We start from the raw sequence: 20,870 nt of genomic DNA on the forward strand, positions 1-20,870 counted from the left end.
CCCATCGCACATAACCACACCACTGCGCGTAGCGCACTCAACCGCGATGCGCGATCAACCTCTCGGCGCCGTCTGTAAATTGTTGCTTCATCAATTCGCAGGCGGCGTCGATGTCGTTTCGAACCAGGGCCGCGATCAGATCCTCGTGATTGCGCACGGCTGCTCGGCCCCAGTCACGGTCGGTGGCGTAGAGACGGGTCGGGGTGTAGCGGGTGGCGTTGTTGAGAAACCACGCCAATTTGGACGACTCGGCCAGACGGTTCAGCACGCGATGGAACTCGAACTCGATATTCTCGACGTCCTCGGCCCGGCCGTTCTCGACGGCGACCGACAGGGCAGCGGTCAGCTCGGCGAGCCTGTCGAGTTCGACCTCGGTGATCTTCGGTGCCGCCCGGCGCACGAGTTCGACCGCGATCTCACCCTGCAGCCAGAAGATGTCGACGATGTCGCTCGGCGTCAGCGCAGACACCACATAGCCGCGGTGGGGGACGAGCTCGACGATGCCCTCACCACGCAGGGTCAGTAGCGCCTCACGCACCGGGGTGACGCTGACGCCCAGCTGGGCTGCGGTCTCGTCGAGCCGGATGAAGTCTCCCGGACTCACCTCTCCGGACATCACCAGGTGCCGGACGTGGCTGGCGACTTCCTCGGACAACTGCGGCCGTCGCCTCAGAGCCGTCCGCTTGTCTGCCATGTCGAAAAGCCAATCACACCGCGGGCTTGGTCCGGAGCACAACCTTCGCGACGGGTTCGACGACGCGGGCAGCAATCGGCCCCAGGATGGCCATCAGCAGCACGTACGCCGTCGCCAGGGCCGCCAGTTCGCCTTCGACAGCTCCCGCGGCGACGGCCAGTCCGGCGATGACGATGGAGAACTCTCCGCGCGCCACCAGAGCCGCACCGGCGCGTAGTCGTCCCGGCCTGCCGATTCCCTGCCGACCTGCTGCCCACCAGCCCGTCGCGATCTTGGTCGCGGCGGTGGTGACGGCGAGTACGACGGCCCAGCCCAACACTGGCGGGATGGTCGACGGGTCGGTGCCCAGGCCGAACACGACGAAGAACATCGCGGCGAACAGGTCGCGTAGGGGTTCGAGGACGCGGGTCGCGTTGTCGGCCGTCGAGCCGGAGATCGCGATTCCCAGAAGGAACGCGCCGACGGCCGCCGAGACCTGCAGTTCCGACGCGATGCCGGCCACCAGCAGGGCGGACCCGAGGACTTTGAGCAGCACGACCTCACGGTCGGGACTGTCGACGATCGCCGAGACGAATCTGCCGTATTTCAGCGCGACGACCAACACGAAGGTGATGACGAACAGTGAGATGCCGAGGGCTTCGAGTCCGCCGAGGAAGCTGACTCCGCTCAGGACGGCGGTGAGGATCGGGAGGTAGATGGCCATGGCCAGGTCCTCGAACACCAGGATCGACAGCACGACCGGGGTTTCGCGGTTTCCCAGTCGGCCCAGGTCGGTGAGAACTTTGGCAATGATGCCCGACGACGAGATGTACGTGACGCCGCCCATCACGAGCGCCCCGACTCCGCCCCAGCCGAGCAGCAGCGCGACGACGGCACCGGGCGCGAAGTTGAGGACGATGTCGACCAGACCGGCCATCCACGATCGACGCAGGCCGGTGACGAGCTCGGTTGCGGTGTATTCGAGGCCGAGCAGCAGCAACAGCAGGATGACGCCGATTTCGCTGGCGATCTCGCTGAACTCGTCGATGCCGCCGAGGTTGACGAATCCGCCGTTGCCGAAGGCCAGTCCGCCGAGCAGGTAGAACGGGATGGGGGAGACGCCGATCCGGCCGGCGAGACGAGCGAGAAGTCCGAGAACGAAGAACACGGCACCCAGCTCGGTGAGGGCGAGCGCGCTCTCGGCCACGGGTCAGCCCCGACTGATCTCAGGCATTGCCGAGCAACTTGGCTGCTGCGTCCAGTCCGTCCGCGGTGCCGACGGCGACCAGCAGGTCACCTGCGGCGAGCGTGAAGTCGGGGGTGGGTGACGGTTGTACCTGGCCGGCGCGCATGACAGCGACGACGGATACTCCGGTCTTGGTGCGCATGGCGGTGTCGCCGAGTGTGCGGCTGACGAACCGTGAATTCGCGCGAATGGGGAGCTGACGAGTGTTGATTCCGGGGAGATCGCGATGCTCTTCCCCGAGCTGAGCAATGAGTTGCGGCGACCCGAGCAGATTGCCCAGGGCCGCCGCTTCCTCATTGCTCAGGGTGATGGACGCCTGCGTCGCATCGGGGTCGTCCTTGCGCGAAACGATCAACTCGTTCGCGCCGTCCTTGCGGGTGATGACGCCGATGCGGCGCCCGGAAGCGAGGGCAAAATCTTTCCGCACCCCGATTCCGGGCAGCAGGGTCACTTCGACGTTCATGGTCGAAATGCTAGCCCTGCAGGCAACGCGTTATCGCAGGATCAGGCGTGGAGCCTGCAGGAACGACCCGTGAAAATGTGAATCAGGATGCGACGGCAGCGAGCAGCGCTTCGCGCTGGTTTGCGCCGAGGCCGCCGATGCGGCGCGTATCTGCGATGGACAGCTGCTCGAGCAGCTGTGCGGCGCGCACGGATCCAACGCCCGGCAGGGCCTTGATCAGCGCGGACACCTTGGTCTTCTTGACGATCTCGTCGTTCTCCGCCTTGGCGAGGACGTCAGCGACGCTCAGTTCGCCGGACTTGACGGATGCGAGCAGCTTCGACCGCGCAGTGCGTGCCTCGGCCGCCTTGGCCAGCGCCGCGGTGCGCTGTTCCGGTGTCAATACTGGTAAAGCCATGGCCTGTTCTCCTCGATTGTGGTGACCCGTCGCTCGTTGACAGGTCTCGACCCTCTTGCATCGTGCCTGGTGGCTCTTCCAATCTAACCGAACAACACGGGTGTCATTCACGGTCGAACCACCGAACCTCCCTCGCCAGGCTACGTCCTATCCGATTCGGGGTGTGCCCCGACCAGCACTTCGGCCTTCCGGAGCCGGTGTGTGCTGGGTGTTCGACGCCTCGAGCCGGCTCGGTCGGGAGCGGTCGCGTGCGTTTTTCGAGGGGCGACGTCGAGTGCCGTGCCGCGGGTTACGGGCAGCGTACCCATATCCGAACGGTCGGTCGGATTGTTATTCTGGCGGCATGATGCGCACCCGAGGACTGCTGGCCGGACTGGCCGCATCGATGCTCCTGCTCGTCGGCGCGGGTACCGCGGCCGCTGCTCCGATCAACGTTCCGTGGTCACCCGACGACGCGCTCGATTCGGAGGTCAGCTTCGAGTCCGGTGGCATCACCTTCTACGGCAGCCTTCGCATGCCGGTCGGCGAGACCCGCGGCGTGGCATTGGTGCTGCCGGGCAGCGGGCCGACCGATCGCAACGGGAACTCGGGTGATCTGCAGCTGAACACGACCGCATACGTCGCCGACGAGTTGTCCCGACGCGGTATTGCGAGCCTGCGTTTCGACAAGCTCGGGAGCGGCCGCACCGGCCTGGCCGGGGTGGATCCGAACAACCCGCCCGGCTTCGATGCGCAGGTCGACAATGCCGCGGACGCACTGGCTTTCCTGCAGCAGCGCACCGGTGTCGGGGCGGATCGCACGACGGTGATCGGGCACAGCGAGGGTGCACTGACGGCACTGCGCCTTGCTGATGCCGACAGCGCGGCGTTCACCCATGTCGGCCTGCTCGAGCCGTTGTCGATCCGTTACCTGGATCTGCTGACCGCGCAGGTCGATCGCAACATCGGCGAGGCCGTGGCGGTCGGCCAGTTCACCGAGGAGCAGGCCGCGTCGTCGCGGGATCGCTTCGCGCAGGCCGTCGCCGATATTCGCGCGGGACGACCGCTGTCTGCCGAACCCGACCCGATCGTCGACGGTCTGGGACTGCGGCAGAGCGCCACCTTCCTGCGGGAAGCGGATGCCACGGACCCGGCGGATCTGGCTGCCGCGCTACCGGACTCGTACTCCTCGTTCCTGACCTGCTCGGACAAGGACCTGAACGTGTCCTGCGGCCAGGTCGAGAACGTGCGAGTGGCCCTGGGCCACACCGATCTCCACTTCGCGCACTTCGCCAACAGCTCGCACATGCTGGGCGAGCTCGGCCCGCTGCCCGCCGATCCGAACACCGCCCTGGCACCGCTGCCGCTCTCGGGGGAGTTTCGCGATGCGTTCGGTCGGTGGGTGGACGGACTCTGACCCGTCGAGTTCGCAGTTACGTCGTCGCTACCGGACAACCGCGAATCGGTGATGCGGCCTGGGTGCCCAGATCTTTCGGGCTGTACCCGACGGGATAGCCGGGGTAGGTCTTGTTGCCCGCGTCGGCTGTCGTGCGTGAGTGTTTTCTCGTCGGCAGGAAGCGCTCCACGCGGGCCTTGGTCCGCAGCGCCCGCACCGCGGCCCGTTCCAGCATGGGTGAGCCGGCGGGGAAGCCGAATGCGTTCGCCATCCGATCGTCGAGCAACGCGAACACGCCCTGCCGGACGGCCGGGGTGAGCGCGGCGGGAAACCACGAGCAGTACAGATCGAGGGTGTAGGTGCCGATGCGACGGTTGTCCTCGCTGAAGCGGAACGTGCGTTCTTCGTAATCGAGCTTGAACTGTGCGAACTCGGTGTACGACTCCGGAATGTCCTTGATGCCCATGCGTTTACCCACTTCGCTGTAGAAGTGGAAGGTTGCGAGCCGCTCCTTGGGATGCAGGCGACGCCACCCATAGGTGTCGATCCATTCGATGGGCTCGTAGATGAACGTCGTGAGCACGTACAGCATGTCGTCGTTGGAGATGTCGTACTGCGCGTGCATTCGATTGACCGTCCGCAACGATTCGCGACCTCGTTCGGAGTCGTATCCGTGTTCGACCATTTCCGACATCAGCAGCGAGGTGTCGTCGTACCGCTTTTGCGGTCGCTTCTCGAACTCGCCGGTCCGGGCCAGCAGAGCGGAGATCGTCGGCACGCAATAGGTTCGGAACAAGGCGAATTCGAGGGCCCGCTGATAATCCCAGGGGAACTCGTACCCCGCGGTGATCCGGTGAATGGTGTGACAGTCGCGGACCGGGTCGAGTTCCTCGACGCGGCGCAACCACCCGTATCGACCCCGACCCGGCGCGATGTCCATGGTCAGCCTCGTCCGTGGCGGAGTTTGAGCGCCAGCACCGACAGCTTCATGTTCCGGGCTTTGCGCTTCATCGTCAGCAGATCGATCGGTGCCGCGAAGCCCTGCACGGTCAGTGATTTGACGGTGCTGAATTCACGAAGGCCGTCGTCGCCGTGGATGCGCCCGAAGCCCGAGTCGCCCGTTCCGCCGAACGGTAGGGCCGGGACGCCGGCGAAGCCCAGCACCGAATTGACCGTCACGACACCACAATCGAGCTTCTCGGCGGCGCGTCGACCGACCGCGGTGTCCTTGGTGAACACCGATGCACCCAGACCGTAGGAGGACGCGTTGGCACGGGCGATGGCCTCGTCCAGGTCGCGGACCTTGTTGACGACGACGGTGGGCCCGAACGTCTCCTCGGTGATCGCGGTCGAATCCTCGGGAACGTCGGTGAGGACGACGGGGTCGATGTACGGCCCGTGCAGTGAGTCGAGACCTCCCACCAATGCGGTGCCGCCCTTGGCCAACGCATCCTCGATCTGGCCGCGGACGATGTCGCTCTGCTTGCCCAGCGTCATCGGGCCGTAGGACGAGGTCTTCGATCCACCGGGCTTCAATTCCTTGACCGCCCTGGTGAATTCGGCGACGAACCGGTCGTACACCGGGGCGGCGACGTAGATACGTTCGACTCCGGCGCAGGTCTGCCCGGCATTGCCCATCGCGCCGAACGTCGCGAACTCCACGGCCGCAGAGATATCGGCGTCGGCGTCGACGAGCATCGCGTCCTTACCGCCGCACTCGGCGATCAGCGGCGTCAACGACTTCGCGCACGTGGCCATGACTTTCTTGGCCGTCGCGGTCGAGCCGGTGAACGCGATCTTGTCGACGCCGGCTTCGACCAGGGCAGTGCCGGTGGAACCGTCGCCGGTGATCGTCTGGAACACCGGGTGGGGAGCGGCGAGCGACTGCCACTTCTCGGCCAACCAGACTCCGACACCCGGGGTGAGTTCGCTGGGCTTGAAGACGACGGTGTTGCCTGCGGCGAGGGCGTACGCGATCGACCCCATCGGCGTGTAGAGCGGGTAGTTCCACGGCCCGATGACGCCGACGACGCCGAACGGGCGGTAGCTGACGTAGGCCTTCTGGTTGATGGCGAGCAGACCCGATCCGACCCTGCGCTGTTTGAGGGTCTTGCCGGCGTGGCGCGCCGCCCAATCGATGTGTTCGACGCCCAACATGACTTCCAGCAGGGAGTCCTCGTCCGGCTTGCCGGTTTCGGCGGCGATGACGGCGGCGAGGCTCGCGGCGTCGCGGGCGATCGCGGTCTTGAATTCGAGGAGCCACCGCTTGCGGTCCTCGAAGCCCTGCGCGTCCCACCACCGGGCGGCCGAGCGGGCGCGGGTCACGGCGATCTCGACCTCGGCGGCGTCGGCGATCGGGTACGTGGCGAGTGCGAGACCCGTTCTGGGATCGAGGCTTTCGAAGGTGCTCTCGTTCGTTCGTTCGATCTGGTCCGTCACGGGCTCTATCCTCCAGCAGATCGCATCACATATATTTGATGTGATTCAATGTTGTCCAGGACACACTATGCGCCCGCCACCGTTGCAACAACCCCCGCAGCCCCGCTGTGCAGGAGATGTGGAATGAGCCTCGATCTCAAACGCACGGCGTCTTCGAAACAGCCGATTGCGCGACGACCGCAGCTGTCCGAGGACGTCGCAGTGAGCATCCGCCGAAGGATCGTCGCCGGTGCGCTGAAGCCGGGGGCGTTCGTCCGCATCGACGAGACCGCAGCCGAGTTGGGAGTCAGTGCCACCCCGGTACGCGAGGCGCTGGTGTCGTTGCGCGGCGAAGGGTTGCTCGAATCGGTCCCGCATCGGGGCTACCGCGTTGTCGAACTGACACGGCAGGACATCGACGACATCTTCTGGTTGCAGGGCACGATCGCCGCGGCCTTGGCCGAGCGGGCATCCCGCCGGGTCACCGCGGAGCATCTCCAGCAGTTGACCACCCTCAACGACGACCTACGCGACGCCGTGACACGCACCGACGCCGATGCCGTCGAACGGTGCGAGTTCGAGTTTCACCGCGCCATCAACAAGATCGCAGGCGGCACCACATTGGCGTGGTTTCTGCTCGGTGCCGTCAAGTACACCCCGACGCATCTACATGCGTCCGACACCGACTGGGGACGACGGGCGGTACGCGGCCACGAGGAATTGATCGAGGCGATGCGTCGAGCCGATCACCGGGCCGCCGGTGAACTGATGCGACATCAGTTCACCGACGCAGCGACCCTGGTTCGATCGTTCAGCTGAGTCCGCTCAGCTCAGGTGATGCGGCTGGGGGTGCGACTTGTGCCCCTCGTCCGAGCCCTCGTTGTCCTGATGACCGTTCGACGTGCCCTGCGCTCCTGTTCCCGCCGGAACCATCGAGATGATCACCGACTTCGAAGTAGGGCAGTTGCTCTGCAGCGCAGTCGAATCCAACGGAATCAGCGGATTGGTCTCGGGGTAGTACGCAGCAGCCGACCCACGCGGGGTGTCGTACTCGACGATGCGGAACGACGGCGCGCACCGTTCCACGTCGTCGTCGTCCCACTTGGTGACGAGATCGACCATGTCGCCGTCGCGGAAGCCGAGCGTCGAGATGTCTTCTCGGTGCACGAAGATGACGCGTCGGCCGTTCTCGATTCCGCGGTAGCGATCGCTGAGGCCGTAGATCGTCGTGTTGAACTGATCGTGGCTGCGCAGCGTCTGCAGAATCAGATGGCCGGACGGAACCTGCAGCACGTCGATCGGCGAGACGGCGAATTCGCCCTTGCCGCTCTTGGTTTCGAACGTCCTGCTGTCGCGAGGGGGATGCGGAAGGACGAAGCCGCCGGGTCGTCGAACATTGACCTCGTACCCTTCGCAACCGGCGACGACGCGCGAGATGTGCGTGCGAATGTTGCGGTAGTCGTCGCGGAAACCCTTCCAATCGAGACCGTATCGATCACCGAGTGTCGCCTCGGCGATTCCGCTGACGATCGCGACCTCCGAGCGCAGGTACGGGCTCGCGGGCTTCAGCGGTCCTCGTGACGAGTGCACCGAGCAGGTGGAGTCCTCCACCGAAATCCATTGCTCACCACTGGCTTGCACGTCCTTCTCGGTGCGTCCGAGGGTCGGCAGAATGAGAGCCGTCTCGCCGCACACGAGATGCGAACGGTTGATCTTCGTGGAGATCTGCACGGTCATGCGCATCTTGCGCAGCGCCTCGAACGTGACGTCGCTGTCGGGCGTCGCCTGTACGAAGTTGCCGCCGAGGCCGAGGAAGAAATGGGCCTTGCCGTCGCGCATGGCGCGGATCGAGTCGACGGTGTCCAAGCCGTGCTCACGGGGCGGCTCGAAGTCGAACTCCGCCGCCATGGCGTCGAGGAAGGCCACCGGAGGGCGCTCCCAGATGCCCATCGTTCGGTCGCCCTGCACGTTCGAGTGGCCACGGACGGGAAGCAAACCGGCACCGGCCTTACCGATGTTTCCTTGCGCGAACGCAAGATTGGTGACTTCCTTGATGGTGGCGACGGCATTGCGATGCTGCGTCAGACCCATCGCCCAGCAGAAGACGGTGGCCTTGGAGTCGCGCAGCATCTCGGCGGCCTCGGTGATCTGCTGCATCGACAGGCCGGTGACCTCGGTGACGAGATCGAAATCGACCTCGGCAACGTGTGCTTTCCACTCGTCGAATCCGACGGTGTACTCGCCGAGGAATTCGTGATCGAGGGCGTCCCACTTCACCAACAGCGCCCCGAGGGCCTGGAACAGAGCAAGGTCGCCGTTGAGCTTGATCGGCAGGTGCAGATCCGACAGATCGGTACCGGGACCGACCATGCCGCGCGGGGTCTGGGGGTTCTTGAAGTTCAGCAGTCCCGCTTCGCGAAGGGGATTGATGGACAGAATCTTTGCGCCGTTCTGCTTCGCCAGCTCGAGGGCGGAGAGCATGCGCGGATGATTCGTGCCGGGATTCTGGCCGGCCAGGATGATCAGTTCGGCGTTGTGAACGTCGTCGAGCGTGACGCTGGCCTTGCCGATGCCGATGGATTCCTGCAGCGCGATGGACGTCGACTCGTGACACATGTTGGAGCAGTCGGGCATGTTGTTGGTGCCGAACGACCGAGCGAACAACTGGTAGATGAACGCGGACTCGTTGGACGCACGACCCGAGGTGTAGAAGATGGCCTCGTCCGGGCTGGCCAGGCTCTTCAACTCGTCGCCGATCAGACGGAACGCATCGTCCCATTCGATGGGCTCGTAGTGGCTGCCGCCGGGGAGCTTGATCATCGGATGCGTGATGCGGCCCTGCTGACCCAACCAGTGTTCGGTGTGCGCATCGAGCTCGGCAATGCTGTGCTGCGCGAAGAACTCCGGAGTGGCTCGCGTGGTCGTCGCCTCCTCGGCGACGGCCTTGGCACCGTTCTCGCAGAACTCGGCGGCGTGCCGATGACCCGGATCGGGATCGGGCCACGCGCAGCTCATGCAGTCGAAGCCCTCGGCCTGGTTCAGCTTGAGGAGCGTCTGCGCGGTGCGCTTGGGACCCATGTGTCCCAGCGCGCGCTTCATCGACACCGCGACGGCGGTGGCACCTGCCGCATGGGTTTTCGGCTTCTCGATATCGAGCTCGGCCTCGTCGACGTCGCTGTCGGTGCGTCTCATGCGGGTCCCTTCGTTGCGTTACCCCCGAAAACCGACAATAGCCCGAAGGCTCAGCCGGCGAGGAGCGCGGTCACCAAATCCACGTACTGCTGTTTCGCTGAATCCTGGCTCGTACCTTCGAGCTTCGCCCATGCATCGAACTTCGCCCGATTCACCATGTCCAGCCGTCCGGGACGCTTACCCGTCACGTCTCCGATCGAACCTTGCTTGAAGAGCGAGTACAGGCGCAGCAGATCGTCGTTGCTCGGCTTGGACGTGAGCTTCTTGACGTCAACCTGCGCATCGGCGAACGACTGGTCGAGATCGGACATGAACGAGCTCCTTCGGCTGTAGGTGCCGTCATCCTTGCACGGCGGCCTGCTCGAGGATGCGAATACAGTGCGCGACGAGAGCGTCGCGAGTGGCGTCGAGGGTGCCGTCCAGAAAACCGATGAACAGAGCCGTCAACGCGCCGACGGTTCCGACGGCGACGAGCTGCCGTTCGGCGGACTCGGGTAGCCGGGCACGAACCAGTTCGACGAACCCGGGCAGCAGGTCGAGTCCGCGTCGGCTCAGCGCAGGTTCGGCCAACGGAGCGATCAGCAGCACTCGTCCCATCCGAGGCTCGTCGACGACGATTTCGACGAACGCCCGGACGGGCGCGGCCACAGCGTCCTTCGGTGATGCTCCGGCGACGGCGTTCTCCAGGGCCTCCTGCGCTCGGGCCCCTACCCAGGCGTAGACCGCGCGAACGAACGTGTCGCGATCGGTGAAGCTCTCGTAGAAGTAGCGCTCGGTGAGACCGGCTGCGCGGCACACGGCGCGCACGTTGACTGCAGGTCCCTCCTGCGCGCCGAGGAGTTCGATCCCGGCATCGAGCAACGCGTCGTATCGCTTGGATCTGCGCTCTTCCAACTGTTGACTACGCATGTTGTCGAGGCTACTTTGACAACATGCGTAGTCAGTTCGATCGACCCGTCCCACTCGGTCCCGACTCGCTCACCTGGAAGTACTTCGGTGACTGGCGCGGGATGCTGCAGGGCGTGTGGGCGGGGTCGATGCAGAACATGCACCCGGGCCTCGGAGCGGGCGTCGAACAGCATTCGACGTTCTTCGACGAGCGATGGCAGCGCCTCTACCGCTCCCTGTATCCGATCGGGGGAGTGGTGTTCGACGGCGACAGGGCCGAGGAGACCGCCCACCAGGTTCGCGGCTACCACAACGACATCAAGGGAATCGACTCGAAAGGGCGCACGTACCACGCCCTCGATCCCGACACCTTCTACTGGGCACACGCGACGTTCTTCATGGGCACGGTGCTCACCGCCGACCGATTCATGGGCGGACTGACCGAAACGCAGAAAGTGCAACTGTTCGACGAGCACGTGCAGTGGTACCGGCTCTACGGCATGAGCATGCGATCGGTGCCGGAGACCTGGGCCGAATTCCAGAAGTACTGGGAGCGCATGTGCACACACGTGCTGGAAGACAACATGGCTGCACGTGGAGTGCTGGATCTGTCCGCGCTCGGACCGCCGCCGTATGCCTCCTGGCTGCCGGAACGAGTGTGGGCCGTGCTGCGCAGACCGGTGGCATCGTTGTTCGTCTGGATCACCGTCGGGCTCTACGACCCGCCCGTCCGGGAGCTGCTGGGGTACACGTGGTCGGAGCGGGACGCACGACGGTTCGCGGTGTTCGGCAGGGCGGTGAACCTGGCGTTCGGGCTGGTGCCGCGTCGTCGCCGACTCCATCCGCGCGCCCGAGCCGGCTGGGATCGCGTCGCGGGCCACAGGCCGGCAACGGCTCCTCTGGTGCACACGCCCGCCCGCAATCTGCCGCCGGCGCAGCGTCGCTCGCACCCGTCGCACTACAGCCCGAAAGTGTAGGTTTCCGGTCTCCGGGTACGACGCGGGTATGTACAACGTCAGAACTGGCAGCGGGTCGCCGCTGGTCCTCGTCCACGGGCTCGGGTCCTCGTACCGCAACTGGGATCCGATCGTCCCGGCACTCGCGGAGCACCGCGAGGTCATCGCCCTCGATCTCCCCGGGTTCGGACGGACACCGCCGCTGGCCGACGTGTCCATCGCGTCGTTGACCGATGCCCTGCGCGCGTACCTCGACAGCGAGGGATTGTCCGACGCCGATCTCGTCGGCAGCTCGATGGGCGCGCGGATGGTCGTCGAGCTGGCTCGCCGGGGGCACCGGGGGTCGATGGTGGCCCTCGATCCGGGCGGCTTCTGGAACGACCGTCAGGTCAAGGTGTTCGGGGCGACCATCACCGCATCGCTGGCGTTGATGAAGCGGGCGCAACCGCTGGTGCCCTTCCTGGCCGGGAACCCGATCACCAGAACCGCTGCACTGGCGCAGTTCTCGGCCGCGCCGTGGAAATTGCCGAGCGGACTGGTCGAACGGGAGCTGAAGGGCTTCTCTGCCAAGACTTCACCCTCGCTCGACGCCGCTCGCAAGGCACTGATCCACGGGCCCAAGCAGCAGGGTGCCCCGAAAGGTTCCCTGCAGGGGTCGCTGCTCATCGGCTGGGGCCGTCGGGACAAGGTGACGACGCCCAGCCAGGCAGAGGTGGCAATGCAGCGTTTCCCCGACGCCACCCTACACTGGTTCGACAAATGCGGACACTTCCCGCACTGGGACCAGCCGACCGAAACCGCCCGAGTCATCCTGCGGGCGACCGGTCGCTAGCTCCCATGTGAGTGGAACTTCGACCCCTGCTACGAAGTTCCACTCACAAGGCTCAGCCGTTCCACCACGGACGCAGAGGTACGTCGGCTTGACCTTTCGGTCCCAGCTTGACCGCTAGAACCTGGTGCAGCTGAACGACATTGCGCTCGAATCCCAGACGGGACCCGGCCATGTAGAGGCCCCAGACACGGGCTGTTCCCTCGCCGGCCTCGGCGACGCACGCATCCCAGTTGTCCACCAGGTTCTGGCACCACCCGGCGAGGGTCAGCGCATAGTGCTCGCGCAGGTTCTCCTCGTGCCGGACCTCGAGGCCGACGTCCTGGATCTCGGTGATGATGCGACCCGATCCGGTGAGTTCCCCGTCGGGAAAGACGTACCGGTCGATGAAGCTGCCTGCCTTGGCGTGCGCGCGGTTGTCGGGCCGGGTGATCGAGTGGTTCAGCAGTCGACCACCGTCACGCAGCTTGGACTGGATGAACGTGAAGTACGCCGGGTAGTTGCCGACACCGATGTGCTCGGTCAGCCCGATCGACGAGATCGCGTCGAAATTCGTCTCGGGCACGTCGCGGTAATCGGAGAAGCGAACCTCGGCGAGGTCCGCAAGACCCTCGTCTTCGATGGCCTTCTGCGCCCACGAGGCCTGCTCCTGCGAGAGAGTCACACCGATGACCTGAACTCCGCGTCGCGCTGCGTAGCGCACCATCGAACCCCAGCCGCACCCGATGTCGAGCAGGCGATCACCGGGCTGCAGACCCAGTTTGTCGAACACCAACCGATACTTGTTCTCCTGCGCGGCCTCCAGAGACTGCTCGACGTTCTCGAATGCCGCACAGGTGTACGTCATCGAGGGACCGAGGACCATCTCGTAGAACCGGTTGGACACGTCGTAGTGGTGGTGGATCGCTTCGGCATCGCGTGTCTTGGAATGCCGCAGACCTTCGGCGATGCGACGCCACCGCGGAATCGCCTCCTGGGGCGGAGGAGCGATGGGACGCAGCACGTCCCAGCCGAGCGACCGAGCGATCGAGGTCAAGGTCATGGCCGACGGGCGGCGGAAGTGGAGCTCGTCGCCCATCAGCGCGAGCAGTTCGTAGGGATCGCCGGGATGAACACCGGTGGCCTCCAGGTCGCCGGAGACATAGGCGCGGGCCATGCCGAGATCACCGGGAGCTGTTGCGAGATAGGTGGTTCCGCGTGGGCTCTTGAGGTTGAGGCCGATCTTGGCATCCTCGGGGCCGGCCACGCTGCCGTCGTACGCGGTGAAACGCAGGGGAATGTTGCCGTCGGAGATCAGCTCGAGGATCTCGGAGATCTTGAGTTTCTGTGGCCCGTTCACCGTGCGATTGCCGGAGTCCTTGAACGTCGTCATTTGCGCTGCACCGCCTTCGAGTACAAATCCAGCAATCGGGATTCGGGATCGTATTTCTTCTTCAGTTCTCTGTATTTCTCGCCGCCGTAGAGAACGGCGAATTCATCCTCGGTGTAGTAAGCGTCCGAGTACAGCGATTTATGCCCCTCGAACTCGGTGACCTTCTTCTCGATGGCGCGGTTCGCGGCACCCTCGGGTCGACCGGGCACGATCGGCACCGACGACCAGAAGCCGATGTTGACGTAGGTGCGCTTGGGCTCGAGCGGGTACAGCGGCCACGGCCTGGACGGATCGGCTCCGGGGGCGGCCGGTTCGCGAAGACGTAAGGGGCACAACCACAACGGCTCGATCGGAATCTCGTCGAGAAACCCGCGTACGAAGCCGGCGGTGTGTTCGATGGGAACCTCGACGTCCTGTACGACGCGTTCGCGCGGCGGATTTCCCTTGCGCTTCTCGAGTCGATCGGCGATGTCGTACTTGCGATCGAGGCCGATCAACTTCCAGTAGAAGCTGCTGCGTCGGTACTTGCGCGGCCAGAAGCGTCGGATCCGGGGGTTCTGGGTTCCGAACGCACGCGAGCACCAGAACCAGTCGGTGTCCCAGCGCCACAGGTAATCGTGGATGGTGAGCCGATCGGTCTTCGGAGTGTCCGACGAATGCTGGATCGAGCGGTAGAAGATGTCGGCACCGGTGTAGTCGCTGACGGGGCCGGGCTCGTCGGTCTGGACCCCGAGAGTGAGGTAGCTTTCGTCGGCGCTGAAGACGACGCCGTCCAGGTACTGAACTTCGATGCCGTCGTACTCACGCCGAGCGACGATGGTGTCCATCGTCGTTTGAAGCGTGTCCAGATCGTGGAATCGCAAGTGGCGCAGAGCAACGAACGGAAGTACCGGCTCGAGTTCGATCTTCAGCCGCGTCGAGTAGCCGAGAGTGCCGTACGAGTTGGGAAAGCCCCAGTACAGGTCCGCGTGTTCGCCCTCGGGTGTTGCCGTGAGGATCTCACCGCTACCGGTGAGGACGTCGATCTCGAGTACCGACTCGTGCGGAAGCCCGCTGCGGAACGACGTCGACTCGATGCCGAGTCCGGTGACCGCGCCGCCGAGGGTGATCGTCTTGAGCTGCGGAACGACGAGAGGGGCGAGGCCGTAGGGCAGCGTCGCGTCGACCAGATCCTCGTACGTGCACATCCCCGCCACGTCGGCGGTGCGAGCCGCGGCATCGACGGTGACGACCTTGCTCAATCCCGAGACGTCGAGTCCCGGCGTCTTCGAGGTCGTCCTGGCCCGAAACAGGTTGGACGTCTTCTTAGCCAGACGCACCGTCGCGTCGGTCGGTATTGCGCGATAGCTGCGAAGCAACTTCTCGACACCCGACCGATGCGCTGCGTAACCGCTCTCCCTCGGTTCTGGCCGTCGTCCGAGAAGAGCATTCACTGAAGCCACGAGTAGACGCTATATCTCGTACTGCTCGGTATCCACCGAAGCTGCCGACGGTCCGGTGAAACTTCACGCAACTGTTGTCGAATCGGACGGCTCAAACAGAACTATTCGGACAAATGGTTGCATCATGCATGTGTTTTTCGATGACAACTGAACGTATGTGAACCACCTCACACACCCTCGGCGGCAGTGCCGACATCGGGAGCGACGCGAGGCAGGATGGAGATTGCAACCCCAATCGACTCGAAGGAGAACGTTCTCGTGGCTCAGGTCAGCGCATCCAGTTCCGCCACCATCGCCACCACACCCGATCAGGTGCTCGCCGCGCTCGCCGACTACGAAACCGTGCGGCCCCGCATCCTTCCCGAGCAGTATCGCGACTACCGGGTGGTGCAGGGCGGACAAGGCGACGGCACCGTGGCCGAATGGACCCTGCAGGCCACCGAGAAGCGAGTGCGCAACGTGAGCGCAGCCGTCACGGTCTCCGGCTCGACCATCACCGAACGCGACGCCAACTCCTCGATGGTCACCACCTGGACCGTCGCCCCCGAAGGCAACAGCACCGTCGTCACCACGACGACCGAGTGGGCGGGTGCCGGAGGAATCGGCGGATTCTTCGAGAAGACGTTCGCGCCCCTCGGATTGAAGAAGATCCAGGCCGCGACCCTCGACAACCTGCGCCGCGAGTTGATCTAGACCCGCTCGAAATCCGGCTCTTCGATCAATGCCAACGTGCCGACCACCACGGTGCGCATCGACCACAGAAACATCCCGTCGGGTCCACGGTCGATCGTGTCGTAGGCCCCCGGCAGGGTGTCGAGGTCGGTGCGTGCGGCGATCGCGTCGTCGTACTCACGGTCGCGGCGATCGGCGTTGTACACCATCTGCGCCAACGCCAGTGCATGTTCGCTGACGGTGATGACGGCCCACGTCGCCTGCTTGGAAGTCAGTTCGTACCGCACTCGATATCGGGTCTGCACGGTGTCGGCCATGCGCAGCGCGTCGACGGAACTGGGAGTCAGTCCGATCAGATACTCGGCGATGCCCGGGTTCTCGAGTACGAGCACCCGCAGTGCGGACGAGAGTCCCAGTAACGCGTCGTGCATCGACTCGTCGTCTCCGGGGAGCGGCGGCGACCAGCGTCGCAGGATCTCCTCGGCGACCAGGGCCTTGAGCGCGGCCGGGCCGTCGATGTTGTTGTAGATCGCGACGATCGATACGCCCAGCGCGTCGGCGACCGACTTCACCGTCACCTTGGGCAGCGTCAGGGCGATGCCTGCCTCTGCCATGGTTTCGGGAGTCACTCGGCGCTTGCGAGGGGTCGAGCTCGCCGGCGCGTTCATGCCCTCAGGCTACGTGGGCTCAGAACTGACGGAACGTCAGTCGAGTGTCGAACCCGATCGTGCGGCCGAACGTCGTCCGACACCGTACGACTACGCTGGAGCTCGCTTCGGCCCACGCGAGAGGACGGCACAGTGCAACCCGGTGAACAGCCCGACATGGCCTCGATTCTGCAGCAGGCTCAGCAGATGCAGCAGCAACTGATGGCGGCACAGGCGGAGATCGCCGAAACCGAGGTCACCGGTCAGGCCGGCGGCGGACTCGTCGTGGCGACCGTCAAGGGAACAGGCGAAGTGGTCGGACTGACCATCGACCCCAAGATCGTCGATCCCGACGACGTCGAGACACTGCAGGACCTGGTGATCGGTGCCATCGCCGACGCGTCGAAGGCAGCGCAGAACGTAGCGAGCGAGAAGCTCGGCCCCCTCGCAGGCGGTCTCGGCGGCGGCTCCCTCGGACTACCCGGCTTCTAGGCGAGACGAGTGTACGAAGGTCCCGTACAGGATCTGATCGACGAGCTGGGAAAGTTCCCCGGAGTCGGTCCGAAGAGCGCTCAGCGCATAGCGTTTCACCTCCTGGCCGTCGAGCCACCCGAGGTCGATCGCCTCATGCGCGCGCTACAGCGCATCCGCGACGGCGTGCAGTTCTGCATCGTCTGCGGGACCGTATCGGACAAGGAACTGTGCCGAATCTGCGCCGACTCCCGACGCGACAGGTCCATGATCTGCGTCGTCGAAGAGCCCAAAGACGTTCAGGCCGTGGAACGTACGCGCGAATTCAAAGGCCGGTACCACGTACTCGGCGGAGCGCTCGACCCACTCAACGGAGTAGGCCCCGACCAGCTGCGCATCCGAGAGTTGTTGACCCGCGTCGGAACTCAGGACGACGGCGTCGACGTCACCGAGGTCATCATCGCCACCGACCCCAACACCGAGGGCGAAGCAACGGCTACGTATCTCGTCCGGATGATGCGCGATTTCCCCGGTCTCGCCATCACCCGTCTCGCCTCCGGCCTGCCGATGGGCGGAGACCTCGAATTTGCCGACGAACTGACACTGGGTCGAGCTCTCACCGGTAGGCGTCGTATGTGAGATGCCGGAGGCAGTGGTGTGGTTAAGTGCCCCAGGCGGCGCATAACCGCACCACTGCCGGAGGCACTTGTCGTACCCCTGGTGCAATATCCCGCCATGACAAACGACGGGACCCGCATACCGCAGTCCGTTCTCGACGATCAGCACGGTTTGATGACCTCGGTTCAGCTCAGCACATTCGGGTTCACGCCGAAGGCAATCCGCCACCATGTCGAAACCGGTCGGTGGCTACGAGTGTTTCGAAACGTGATCTGTCTGACCAGCGGTCCACTCAGCAGGGATATGGAGCTGCAAGCGGCGCTGCTGTACGGAGGCGGGGGCGCGATCCTGAGCCATGACACCGCCGCGTATCAGTGGGGAATGCTGCGGGAGTCTGCCGGGCCGATTCACCTCACTGTCCCTCGCCCGTGCTCGGCCATCAGCCAGCCACCGACGATGCGGCATGTTCTGACGCGGCCGACGTCGCTGAGCAATGCGCGCATCCATCCCGGGGTGGTGGTGCATCGGTCTCTGGCCATCGAGCACATCGGTGTCGATACCGAGCCGCGTCGGACGAGCAAGGAAGACACAGTCATGGACCTGGCCGCGTCCGAGCCGACTGCCCCAGAAGCCGCAGCAGCTTTTGTGGCGGCCATGACCAACGGAAAAGTGTCCATCCCGGCAATGCGTCGCAAGATCGAACTGCGGCGTCCGCGGCGGTACAAGAAAATCATGCTCGACGCCCTCTCCCTGTTGGCAGGTGGCGTCCAGTCCGTTCTCGAGTTTCGCTATGCGATCGACGTCGAGCAGGCGCACGGACTGCCCGCCGGTCGCCGTCAAGCGCCACACCACATCGGTGACCGGGTGGTGTTCGAGGACGTCGAATACGGCGCCGAGGGTCTGATCGTTCGTCTGGACGGCCAGCAGTTCCACGCGGCGAGCAGTGTGAGGTTCCGAGACAGGTTGCGAGACAACGCTGCCGAGCTCAGTGGGCGACCTCGGCTGGTGTACGGATGGCACGAAGTGTCGACGGACCCCTGCGGGGTGTACCGCGAAGTCCGCGAGGTGCTGGTGCGCGAGGGGTGGGTGGATGCGTCGTATGCCTGCAAGAAGTGCTGCCCAGTGGTGCGGTTAGGTGCCGCCGAGGGCACATAACCACACCACTGCGCAGGCACTACCGGAGCCGCTCCCTGCGGAGTTGCGTGACCTCGGGGAGGTCGAGGGGAGCGAGAGTAGTGCCCAGCGCCCGTTCGAGTAGGTAGTCCGCCAACTCCGGGTTTCGGGCGAGTACCGGCCCGTGCATGTAGGTGCCCAACACCGAACCCTGCACGACGCCTTCGCGTCCGTCGCCGACGCCGTTGCCGACCCCGTGCGTGACCTTGGCGAGCGGTGCGGCATCAGGCCCGAGTGTCGTTCCGCCGCGGTGGTTCTCGAATCCGCTGAGCTTCTGGGTGAGACCGTCGAGCGTGGGTTCGGTGACGACTTCACCGATGGATCGGGTGGCCTGGGGCGCGGTGGTCACGTCGAAGAGGGAGATGCCATCGACGCGTTCGCCTGCGGAGGTCTCGTACCAGTGCCCGAGTACCTGGATCGCGGCGCAGATGGCGAGTACCGGCACACCGCGAGCAGCTGCGTTCTGCAGGCCCGGGTATCGGGTGAGGTGACGCGTCGCGAGGCGCTGAGCCGAATCCTCGGCTCCACCAAGGGTGTACACGTCCAACGAATCCGGGACCGGATCGTTGAGCGTGATGTGCACGACCTCGGCGTCGATGTTGCGCATCCGCAGTCGCTGGCGGAGAACGAGGGCATTGCCGTTGTCGCCGTACGTGCCCATGACGTCGGGCAGAACGAGGCCGATGCGAACGGTGGACTCAGACATCCTTGGTCTCCCGTGCCAGTGCGCGACCGAGATCGCGGAACGCGGTGTAGTTGGCCAGCACTTCGACGCGTCCCGGCGGGCAGGATGCGATGGCCTGCAACGGATCTGCGACTGTGGTGTGCTGCGAACCTGCGTAGAGCAGGCGGACACCCAGGTCGGTCGCGCGTTCACCGGCCGCGACGACAGCGACGTCCTCGAAGTGCTCGAAACGCACGTCCCACAGCCACGACAGGTCTTCGCCGTCGGGAACCTGTCCGTTGACGGCGATGACGAGACCGTCGCACGTGGGATCGATCATCGACAGTGCTTCCTGCCAGCCGGCAGGATTCTTGGCGAGAAGCATTCGGACGGAATGCGATCCGTACTGGACGGTGGAATAGCGTCCGGCCACCTCGTCGACTCCCGATGCGGCAGCGACGGCGTCGGCTGGTGCTGCGCCGAGAGTGACGGCTGCAGCCACGGCCTGAGCTGCGTTGCCGCGGTTGGCCTTCCCGGGCAGCGCCAATGTCATCGGCAGAACGAGCCCGTCGGGGCCGTAGAGATTCTCGTCGTCGAGCCACCAATCCGGCGTCGGACGCTTGAAGTCGCTGCCGGTGCTGTACCAGTGCTCGCCGTCCCAGACGATGGGTTCGCCGGTACGCGGGCAGCTGACGGAGTCGCCGGCCCAGCCGCCGCCCGCTGCGACCCACACGACGTTCGGCGCATCGAACGCCGCCGAGGTGACGAGGACGTCGTCGCAATTGGCAATGACGACGGTGTCGGGATGACGGGCCAATCCGGCGCGCAGGGCTCGCTCGATCATGTTGATCTCGCCGACGCGGTCGAGCTGGTCGCGGCTGAGATTCAGCAGAACGATCGCCGCGGGATCGACCGCATCGGAAACGTGGGGGACGTGGAGTTCGTCGACCTCCAGGGCCGCCAGCTCCGCGTCGAAATGGGCGTGCAATGCCGCGACGATGCCGGCATCCATGTTCGCGCCGTCGGCCTGGGTGGCGACGTCGCCGAGAGTGGCCAGTGCGGCTGCCGTCATCCGCGTCGTAGTGGACTTGCCGTTGGTGCCGGTGACGATGACGGTGCGTCGCCCACGGCCCAGGCCGCCCAGAATGGTCGGATCGATCTTGAGCGCGACCAGACCACCGATCATCGAGCCCTTGCCTCGGCCCGCCTTGCGGGACGCCCACGTCGCCATCTCCGCCGCGCGTAATGCCACGCGGCCGCGGGCGCCGATACGTCTGCGCTCACCCAGTTCAGCCATCCGCCGAGTCTGGCACAGAACAGGGTGGCGTTTCATATCGGCGGCTCGCTACCCCTGGGTCATTCCGCAGGCTCCAC

22 protein-coding genes are annotated in these 20,870 nt (G+C 65.0%); 8 read left to right on the forward strand and 14 right to left on the reverse strand.

All coding sequences use genetic code 11. The features are described 5' to 3' along the window. Window positions 1-37: 37 nt before the first annotated feature. From JLZ96_RS16275 to mihF, 4 genes are all read right to left on the reverse strand, one after another. Entirely contained in the window at window positions 38-694 is a 657-nt protein-coding gene (locus JLZ96_RS16275; RefSeq protein WP_179273880.1) for a GntR family transcriptional regulator, read from the reverse strand. Window positions 695-707: 13 nt separating this feature from the next. After that, window positions 708-1,880: a cation:proton antiporter gene (locus JLZ96_RS16280; RefSeq protein ID WP_032408441.1), complete on the reverse strand. Its 1,173-nt coding sequence runs from the start codon at window positions 1,878-1,880 to the stop codon at window positions 708-710. Window positions 1,881-1,899: 19 nt separating this feature from the next. Continuing rightward, window positions 1,900-2,382, reverse strand: coding sequence for a cation:proton antiporter regulatory subunit (locus tag JLZ96_RS16285; RefSeq protein ID WP_027494547.1), 483 nt, complete (start codon window positions 2,380-2,382; stop codon window positions 1,900-1,902). An 82-nt stretch (window positions 2,383-2,464) separates the two neighbouring features. Next, window positions 2,465-2,779, reverse strand: coding sequence for an integration host factor, actinobacterial type (gene mihF / locus JLZ96_RS16290; protein ID WP_008712632.1), 315 nt, complete (start codon window positions 2,777-2,779; stop codon window positions 2,465-2,467). A gap of 343 nt (window positions 2,780-3,122) precedes the next feature. Between mihF and JLZ96_RS16295 the strand changes: the two genes are divergently transcribed. Beyond that, the gene (locus JLZ96_RS16295; protein ID WP_052073582.1) at window positions 3,123-4,175 is read left to right on the forward strand and encodes an alpha/beta hydrolase; all 1,053 of its coding nucleotides are present in this window, start codon (window positions 3,123-3,125) and stop codon (window positions 4,173-4,175) included. 16 nt (window positions 4,176-4,191) lie between these two features. On the opposite strand, the gene JLZ96_RS16300 is transcribed toward JLZ96_RS16295, so the two are convergent. Then, window positions 4,192-5,094: an oxygenase MpaB family protein gene (locus tag JLZ96_RS16300; protein ID WP_201010589.1), complete on the reverse strand. Its 903-nt coding sequence runs from the start codon at window positions 5,092-5,094 to the stop codon at window positions 4,192-4,194. Between the two features lie 2 nt (window positions 5,095-5,096). Next, window positions 5,097-6,614, reverse strand: a complete 1,518-nt coding sequence (locus tag JLZ96_RS16305; protein WP_374758052.1) for an aldehyde dehydrogenase family protein — start codon at window positions 6,612-6,614, stop codon at window positions 5,097-5,099. 102 nt (window positions 6,615-6,716) lie between these two features. On the opposite strand from JLZ96_RS16305, the gene JLZ96_RS16310 reads away from it, so the two are divergent. Continuing rightward, on the forward strand, window positions 6,717-7,391 hold the full coding sequence (locus tag JLZ96_RS16310) for a GntR family transcriptional regulator (protein ID WP_201010591.1): 675 nt from the start codon (window positions 6,717-6,719) through the stop codon (window positions 7,389-7,391). 6 nt (window positions 7,392-7,397) lie between these two features. Here the strand turns inward: JLZ96_RS16310 and JLZ96_RS16315 are convergent, their stop codons facing one another. Genes JLZ96_RS16315 through JLZ96_RS16325 form a run of 3 tightly spaced genes read right to left on the reverse strand, consistent with a single transcriptional unit; the run spans window position 7,398 to window position 10,673 of the window. Beyond that, window positions 7,398-9,764 carry an FdhF/YdeP family oxidoreductase gene (locus JLZ96_RS16315; protein WP_032399298.1) on the reverse strand — a complete coding sequence of 789 codons (2,367 nt, stop codon included), beginning with the start codon at window positions 9,762-9,764 and terminating at the stop codon, window positions 7,398-7,400. A gap of 50 nt (window positions 9,765-9,814) precedes the next feature. Next, on the reverse strand, window positions 9,815-10,075 hold the full coding sequence (locus JLZ96_RS16320; RefSeq protein ID WP_032364582.1) for an acyl-CoA-binding protein: 261 nt from the start codon (window positions 10,073-10,075) through the stop codon (window positions 9,815-9,817). Window positions 10,076-10,103: 28 nt separating this feature from the next. Then, window positions 10,104-10,673 carry a TetR/AcrR family transcriptional regulator gene (locus JLZ96_RS16325; protein WP_201010592.1) on the reverse strand — a complete coding sequence of 190 codons (570 nt, stop codon included), beginning with the start codon at window positions 10,671-10,673 and terminating at the stop codon, window positions 10,104-10,106. Window positions 10,674-10,696: 23 nt separating this feature from the next. Between JLZ96_RS16325 and JLZ96_RS16330 the strand changes: the two genes are divergently transcribed. Beyond that, window positions 10,697-11,629, forward strand: coding sequence for an oxygenase MpaB family protein (locus JLZ96_RS16330; RefSeq protein WP_201010593.1), 933 nt, complete (start codon window positions 10,697-10,699; stop codon window positions 11,627-11,629). Window positions 11,630-11,657: 28 nt separating this feature from the next. Next, window positions 11,658-12,440, forward strand: a complete 783-nt coding sequence (locus JLZ96_RS16335) for an alpha/beta fold hydrolase (RefSeq protein ID WP_201010594.1) — start codon at window positions 11,658-11,660, stop codon at window positions 12,438-12,440. Between the two features lie 52 nt (window positions 12,441-12,492). On the opposite strand, the gene JLZ96_RS16340 is transcribed toward JLZ96_RS16335, so the two are convergent. Both JLZ96_RS16340 and JLZ96_RS16345 read right to left on the reverse strand, forming a co-directional pair. Continuing rightward, window positions 12,493-13,809, reverse strand: a complete 1,317-nt coding sequence (locus JLZ96_RS16340) for a class I SAM-dependent methyltransferase (protein ID WP_027494537.1) — start codon at window positions 13,807-13,809, stop codon at window positions 12,493-12,495. Further along, the gene (locus JLZ96_RS16345; protein WP_201010595.1) at window positions 13,806-15,251 is read right to left on the reverse strand and encodes an FAD-binding oxidoreductase; all 1,446 of its coding nucleotides are present in this window, start codon (window positions 15,249-15,251) and stop codon (window positions 13,806-13,808) included. The genes JLZ96_RS16340 and JLZ96_RS16345 overlap by 4 nt, the downstream gene beginning before the upstream one ends. A gap of 258 nt (window positions 15,252-15,509) precedes the next feature. On the opposite strand from JLZ96_RS16345, the gene JLZ96_RS16350 reads away from it, so the two are divergent. After that, the gene (locus tag JLZ96_RS16350; protein ID WP_201010596.1) at window positions 15,510-15,944 is read left to right on the forward strand and encodes an SRPBCC family protein; all 435 of its coding nucleotides are present in this window, start codon (window positions 15,510-15,512) and stop codon (window positions 15,942-15,944) included. On the opposite strand, the gene JLZ96_RS16355 is transcribed toward JLZ96_RS16350, so the two are convergent. Continuing rightward, window positions 15,941-16,591 (reverse strand): hypothetical protein, encoded by a 651-nt coding sequence (locus tag JLZ96_RS16355; RefSeq protein WP_143537119.1) that lies wholly within the window; start codon window positions 16,589-16,591, stop codon window positions 15,941-15,943. The genes JLZ96_RS16350 and JLZ96_RS16355 overlap by 4 nt on opposite strands. Before the next feature lie 132 nt (window positions 16,592-16,723). Between JLZ96_RS16355 and JLZ96_RS16360 the strand changes: the two genes are divergently transcribed. From JLZ96_RS16360 to JLZ96_RS16370, 3 genes are all read left to right on the forward strand, one after another. Next, window positions 16,724-17,062 carry a YbaB/EbfC family nucleoid-associated protein gene (locus JLZ96_RS16360; RefSeq protein WP_027494533.1) on the forward strand — a complete coding sequence of 113 codons (339 nt, stop codon included), beginning with the start codon at window positions 16,724-16,726 and terminating at the stop codon, window positions 17,060-17,062. 9 nt (window positions 17,063-17,071) lie between these two features. Continuing rightward, the gene (gene recR, locus JLZ96_RS16365) at window positions 17,072-17,680 is read left to right on the forward strand and encodes a recombination mediator RecR (protein WP_027494532.1); all 609 of its coding nucleotides are present in this window, start codon (window positions 17,072-17,074) and stop codon (window positions 17,678-17,680) included. A 96-nt stretch (window positions 17,681-17,776) separates the two neighbouring features. Continuing rightward, window positions 17,777-18,814 (forward strand): hypothetical protein, encoded by a 1,038-nt coding sequence (locus tag JLZ96_RS16370; RefSeq protein ID WP_032385979.1) that lies wholly within the window; start codon window positions 17,777-17,779, stop codon window positions 18,812-18,814. Between the two features lie 19 nt (window positions 18,815-18,833). Here JLZ96_RS16370 and JLZ96_RS16375 read toward each other — a convergent pair whose 3' ends face one another. Then, a complete protein-coding gene (locus tag JLZ96_RS16375) occupies window positions 18,834-19,538 on the reverse strand; it encodes a type 1 glutamine amidotransferase (protein ID WP_032385980.1) in 705 nt (234 codons plus the stop codon). Further along, on the reverse strand, window positions 19,531-20,793 hold the full coding sequence (locus JLZ96_RS16380; RefSeq protein ID WP_201010597.1) for a Mur ligase family protein: 1,263 nt from the start codon (window positions 20,791-20,793) through the stop codon (window positions 19,531-19,533). Before JLZ96_RS16380 ends, JLZ96_RS16375 begins: the two co-directional genes overlap by 8 nt. Window positions 20,794-20,870 lie beyond the last annotated feature (77 nt).

Origin of the sequence: Rhodococcus sp. NKCM2511 (assembly GCF_014905595.1) — a bacterium.
Lineage (GTDB): Bacteria > Actinomycetota > Actinomycetes > Mycobacteriales > Mycobacteriaceae > Rhodococcoides > Rhodococcoides fascians.

Excerpts from the sequence above, each read along its gene's own strand:
- JLZ96_RS16340 (WP_027494537.1), bottom strand. The coding sequence starts at position 13,809 with ATGACGACGTTCAAGGACTCCGGCAATCGCACGGTGAACGGGCCACAG.
- mihF (WP_008712632.1), bottom strand. The coding sequence starts at position 2,779 with ATGGCTTTACCAGTATTGACACCGGAACAGCGCACCGCGGCGCTGGCC.
- JLZ96_RS16355 (WP_143537119.1), bottom strand. The coding sequence starts at position 16,591 with ATGAACGCGCCGGCGAGCTCGACCCCTCGCAAGCGCCGAGTGACTCCC.
- JLZ96_RS16285 (WP_027494547.1), bottom strand. The coding sequence starts at position 2,382 with ATGAACGTCGAAGTGACCCTGCTGCCCGGAATCGGGGTGCGGAAAGAT.
- JLZ96_RS16330 (WP_201010593.1), top strand. The coding sequence starts at position 10,697 with ATGCGTAGTCAGTTCGATCGACCCGTCCCACTCGGTCCCGACTCGCTC.
- JLZ96_RS16300 (WP_201010589.1), bottom strand. The coding sequence starts at position 5,094 with ATGGACATCGCGCCGGGTCGGGGTCGATACGGGTGGTTGCGCCGCGTC.
- JLZ96_RS16275 (WP_179273880.1), bottom strand. The coding sequence starts at position 694 with ATGGCAGACAAGCGGACGGCTCTGAGGCGACGGCCGCAGTTGTCCGAG.
- JLZ96_RS16325 (WP_201010592.1), bottom strand. The coding sequence starts at position 10,673 with ATGCGTAGTCAACAGTTGGAAGAGCGCAGATCCAAGCGATACGACGCG.
- JLZ96_RS16335 (WP_201010594.1), top strand. The coding sequence starts at position 11,658 with ATGTACAACGTCAGAACTGGCAGCGGGTCGCCGCTGGTCCTCGTCCAC.
- JLZ96_RS16370 (WP_032385979.1), top strand. The coding sequence starts at position 17,777 with ATGACAAACGACGGGACCCGCATACCGCAGTCCGTTCTCGACGATCAG.
- JLZ96_RS16295 (WP_052073582.1), top strand. The coding sequence starts at position 3,123 with ATGATGCGCACCCGAGGACTGCTGGCCGGACTGGCCGCATCGATGCTC.
- JLZ96_RS16380 (WP_201010597.1), bottom strand. The coding sequence starts at position 20,793 with ATGGCTGAACTGGGTGAGCGCAGACGTATCGGCGCCCGCGGCCGCGTG.
- JLZ96_RS16310 (WP_201010591.1), top strand. The coding sequence starts at position 6,717 with ATGAGCCTCGATCTCAAACGCACGGCGTCTTCGAAACAGCCGATTGCG.
- JLZ96_RS16320 (WP_032364582.1), bottom strand. The coding sequence starts at position 10,075 with ATGTCCGATCTCGACCAGTCGTTCGCCGATGCGCAGGTTGACGTCAAG.
- JLZ96_RS16375 (WP_032385980.1), bottom strand. The coding sequence starts at position 19,538 with ATGTCTGAGTCCACCGTTCGCATCGGCCTCGTTCTGCCCGACGTCATG.
- JLZ96_RS16315 (WP_032399298.1), bottom strand. The coding sequence starts at position 9,764 with ATGAGACGCACCGACAGCGACGTCGACGAGGCCGAGCTCGATATCGAG.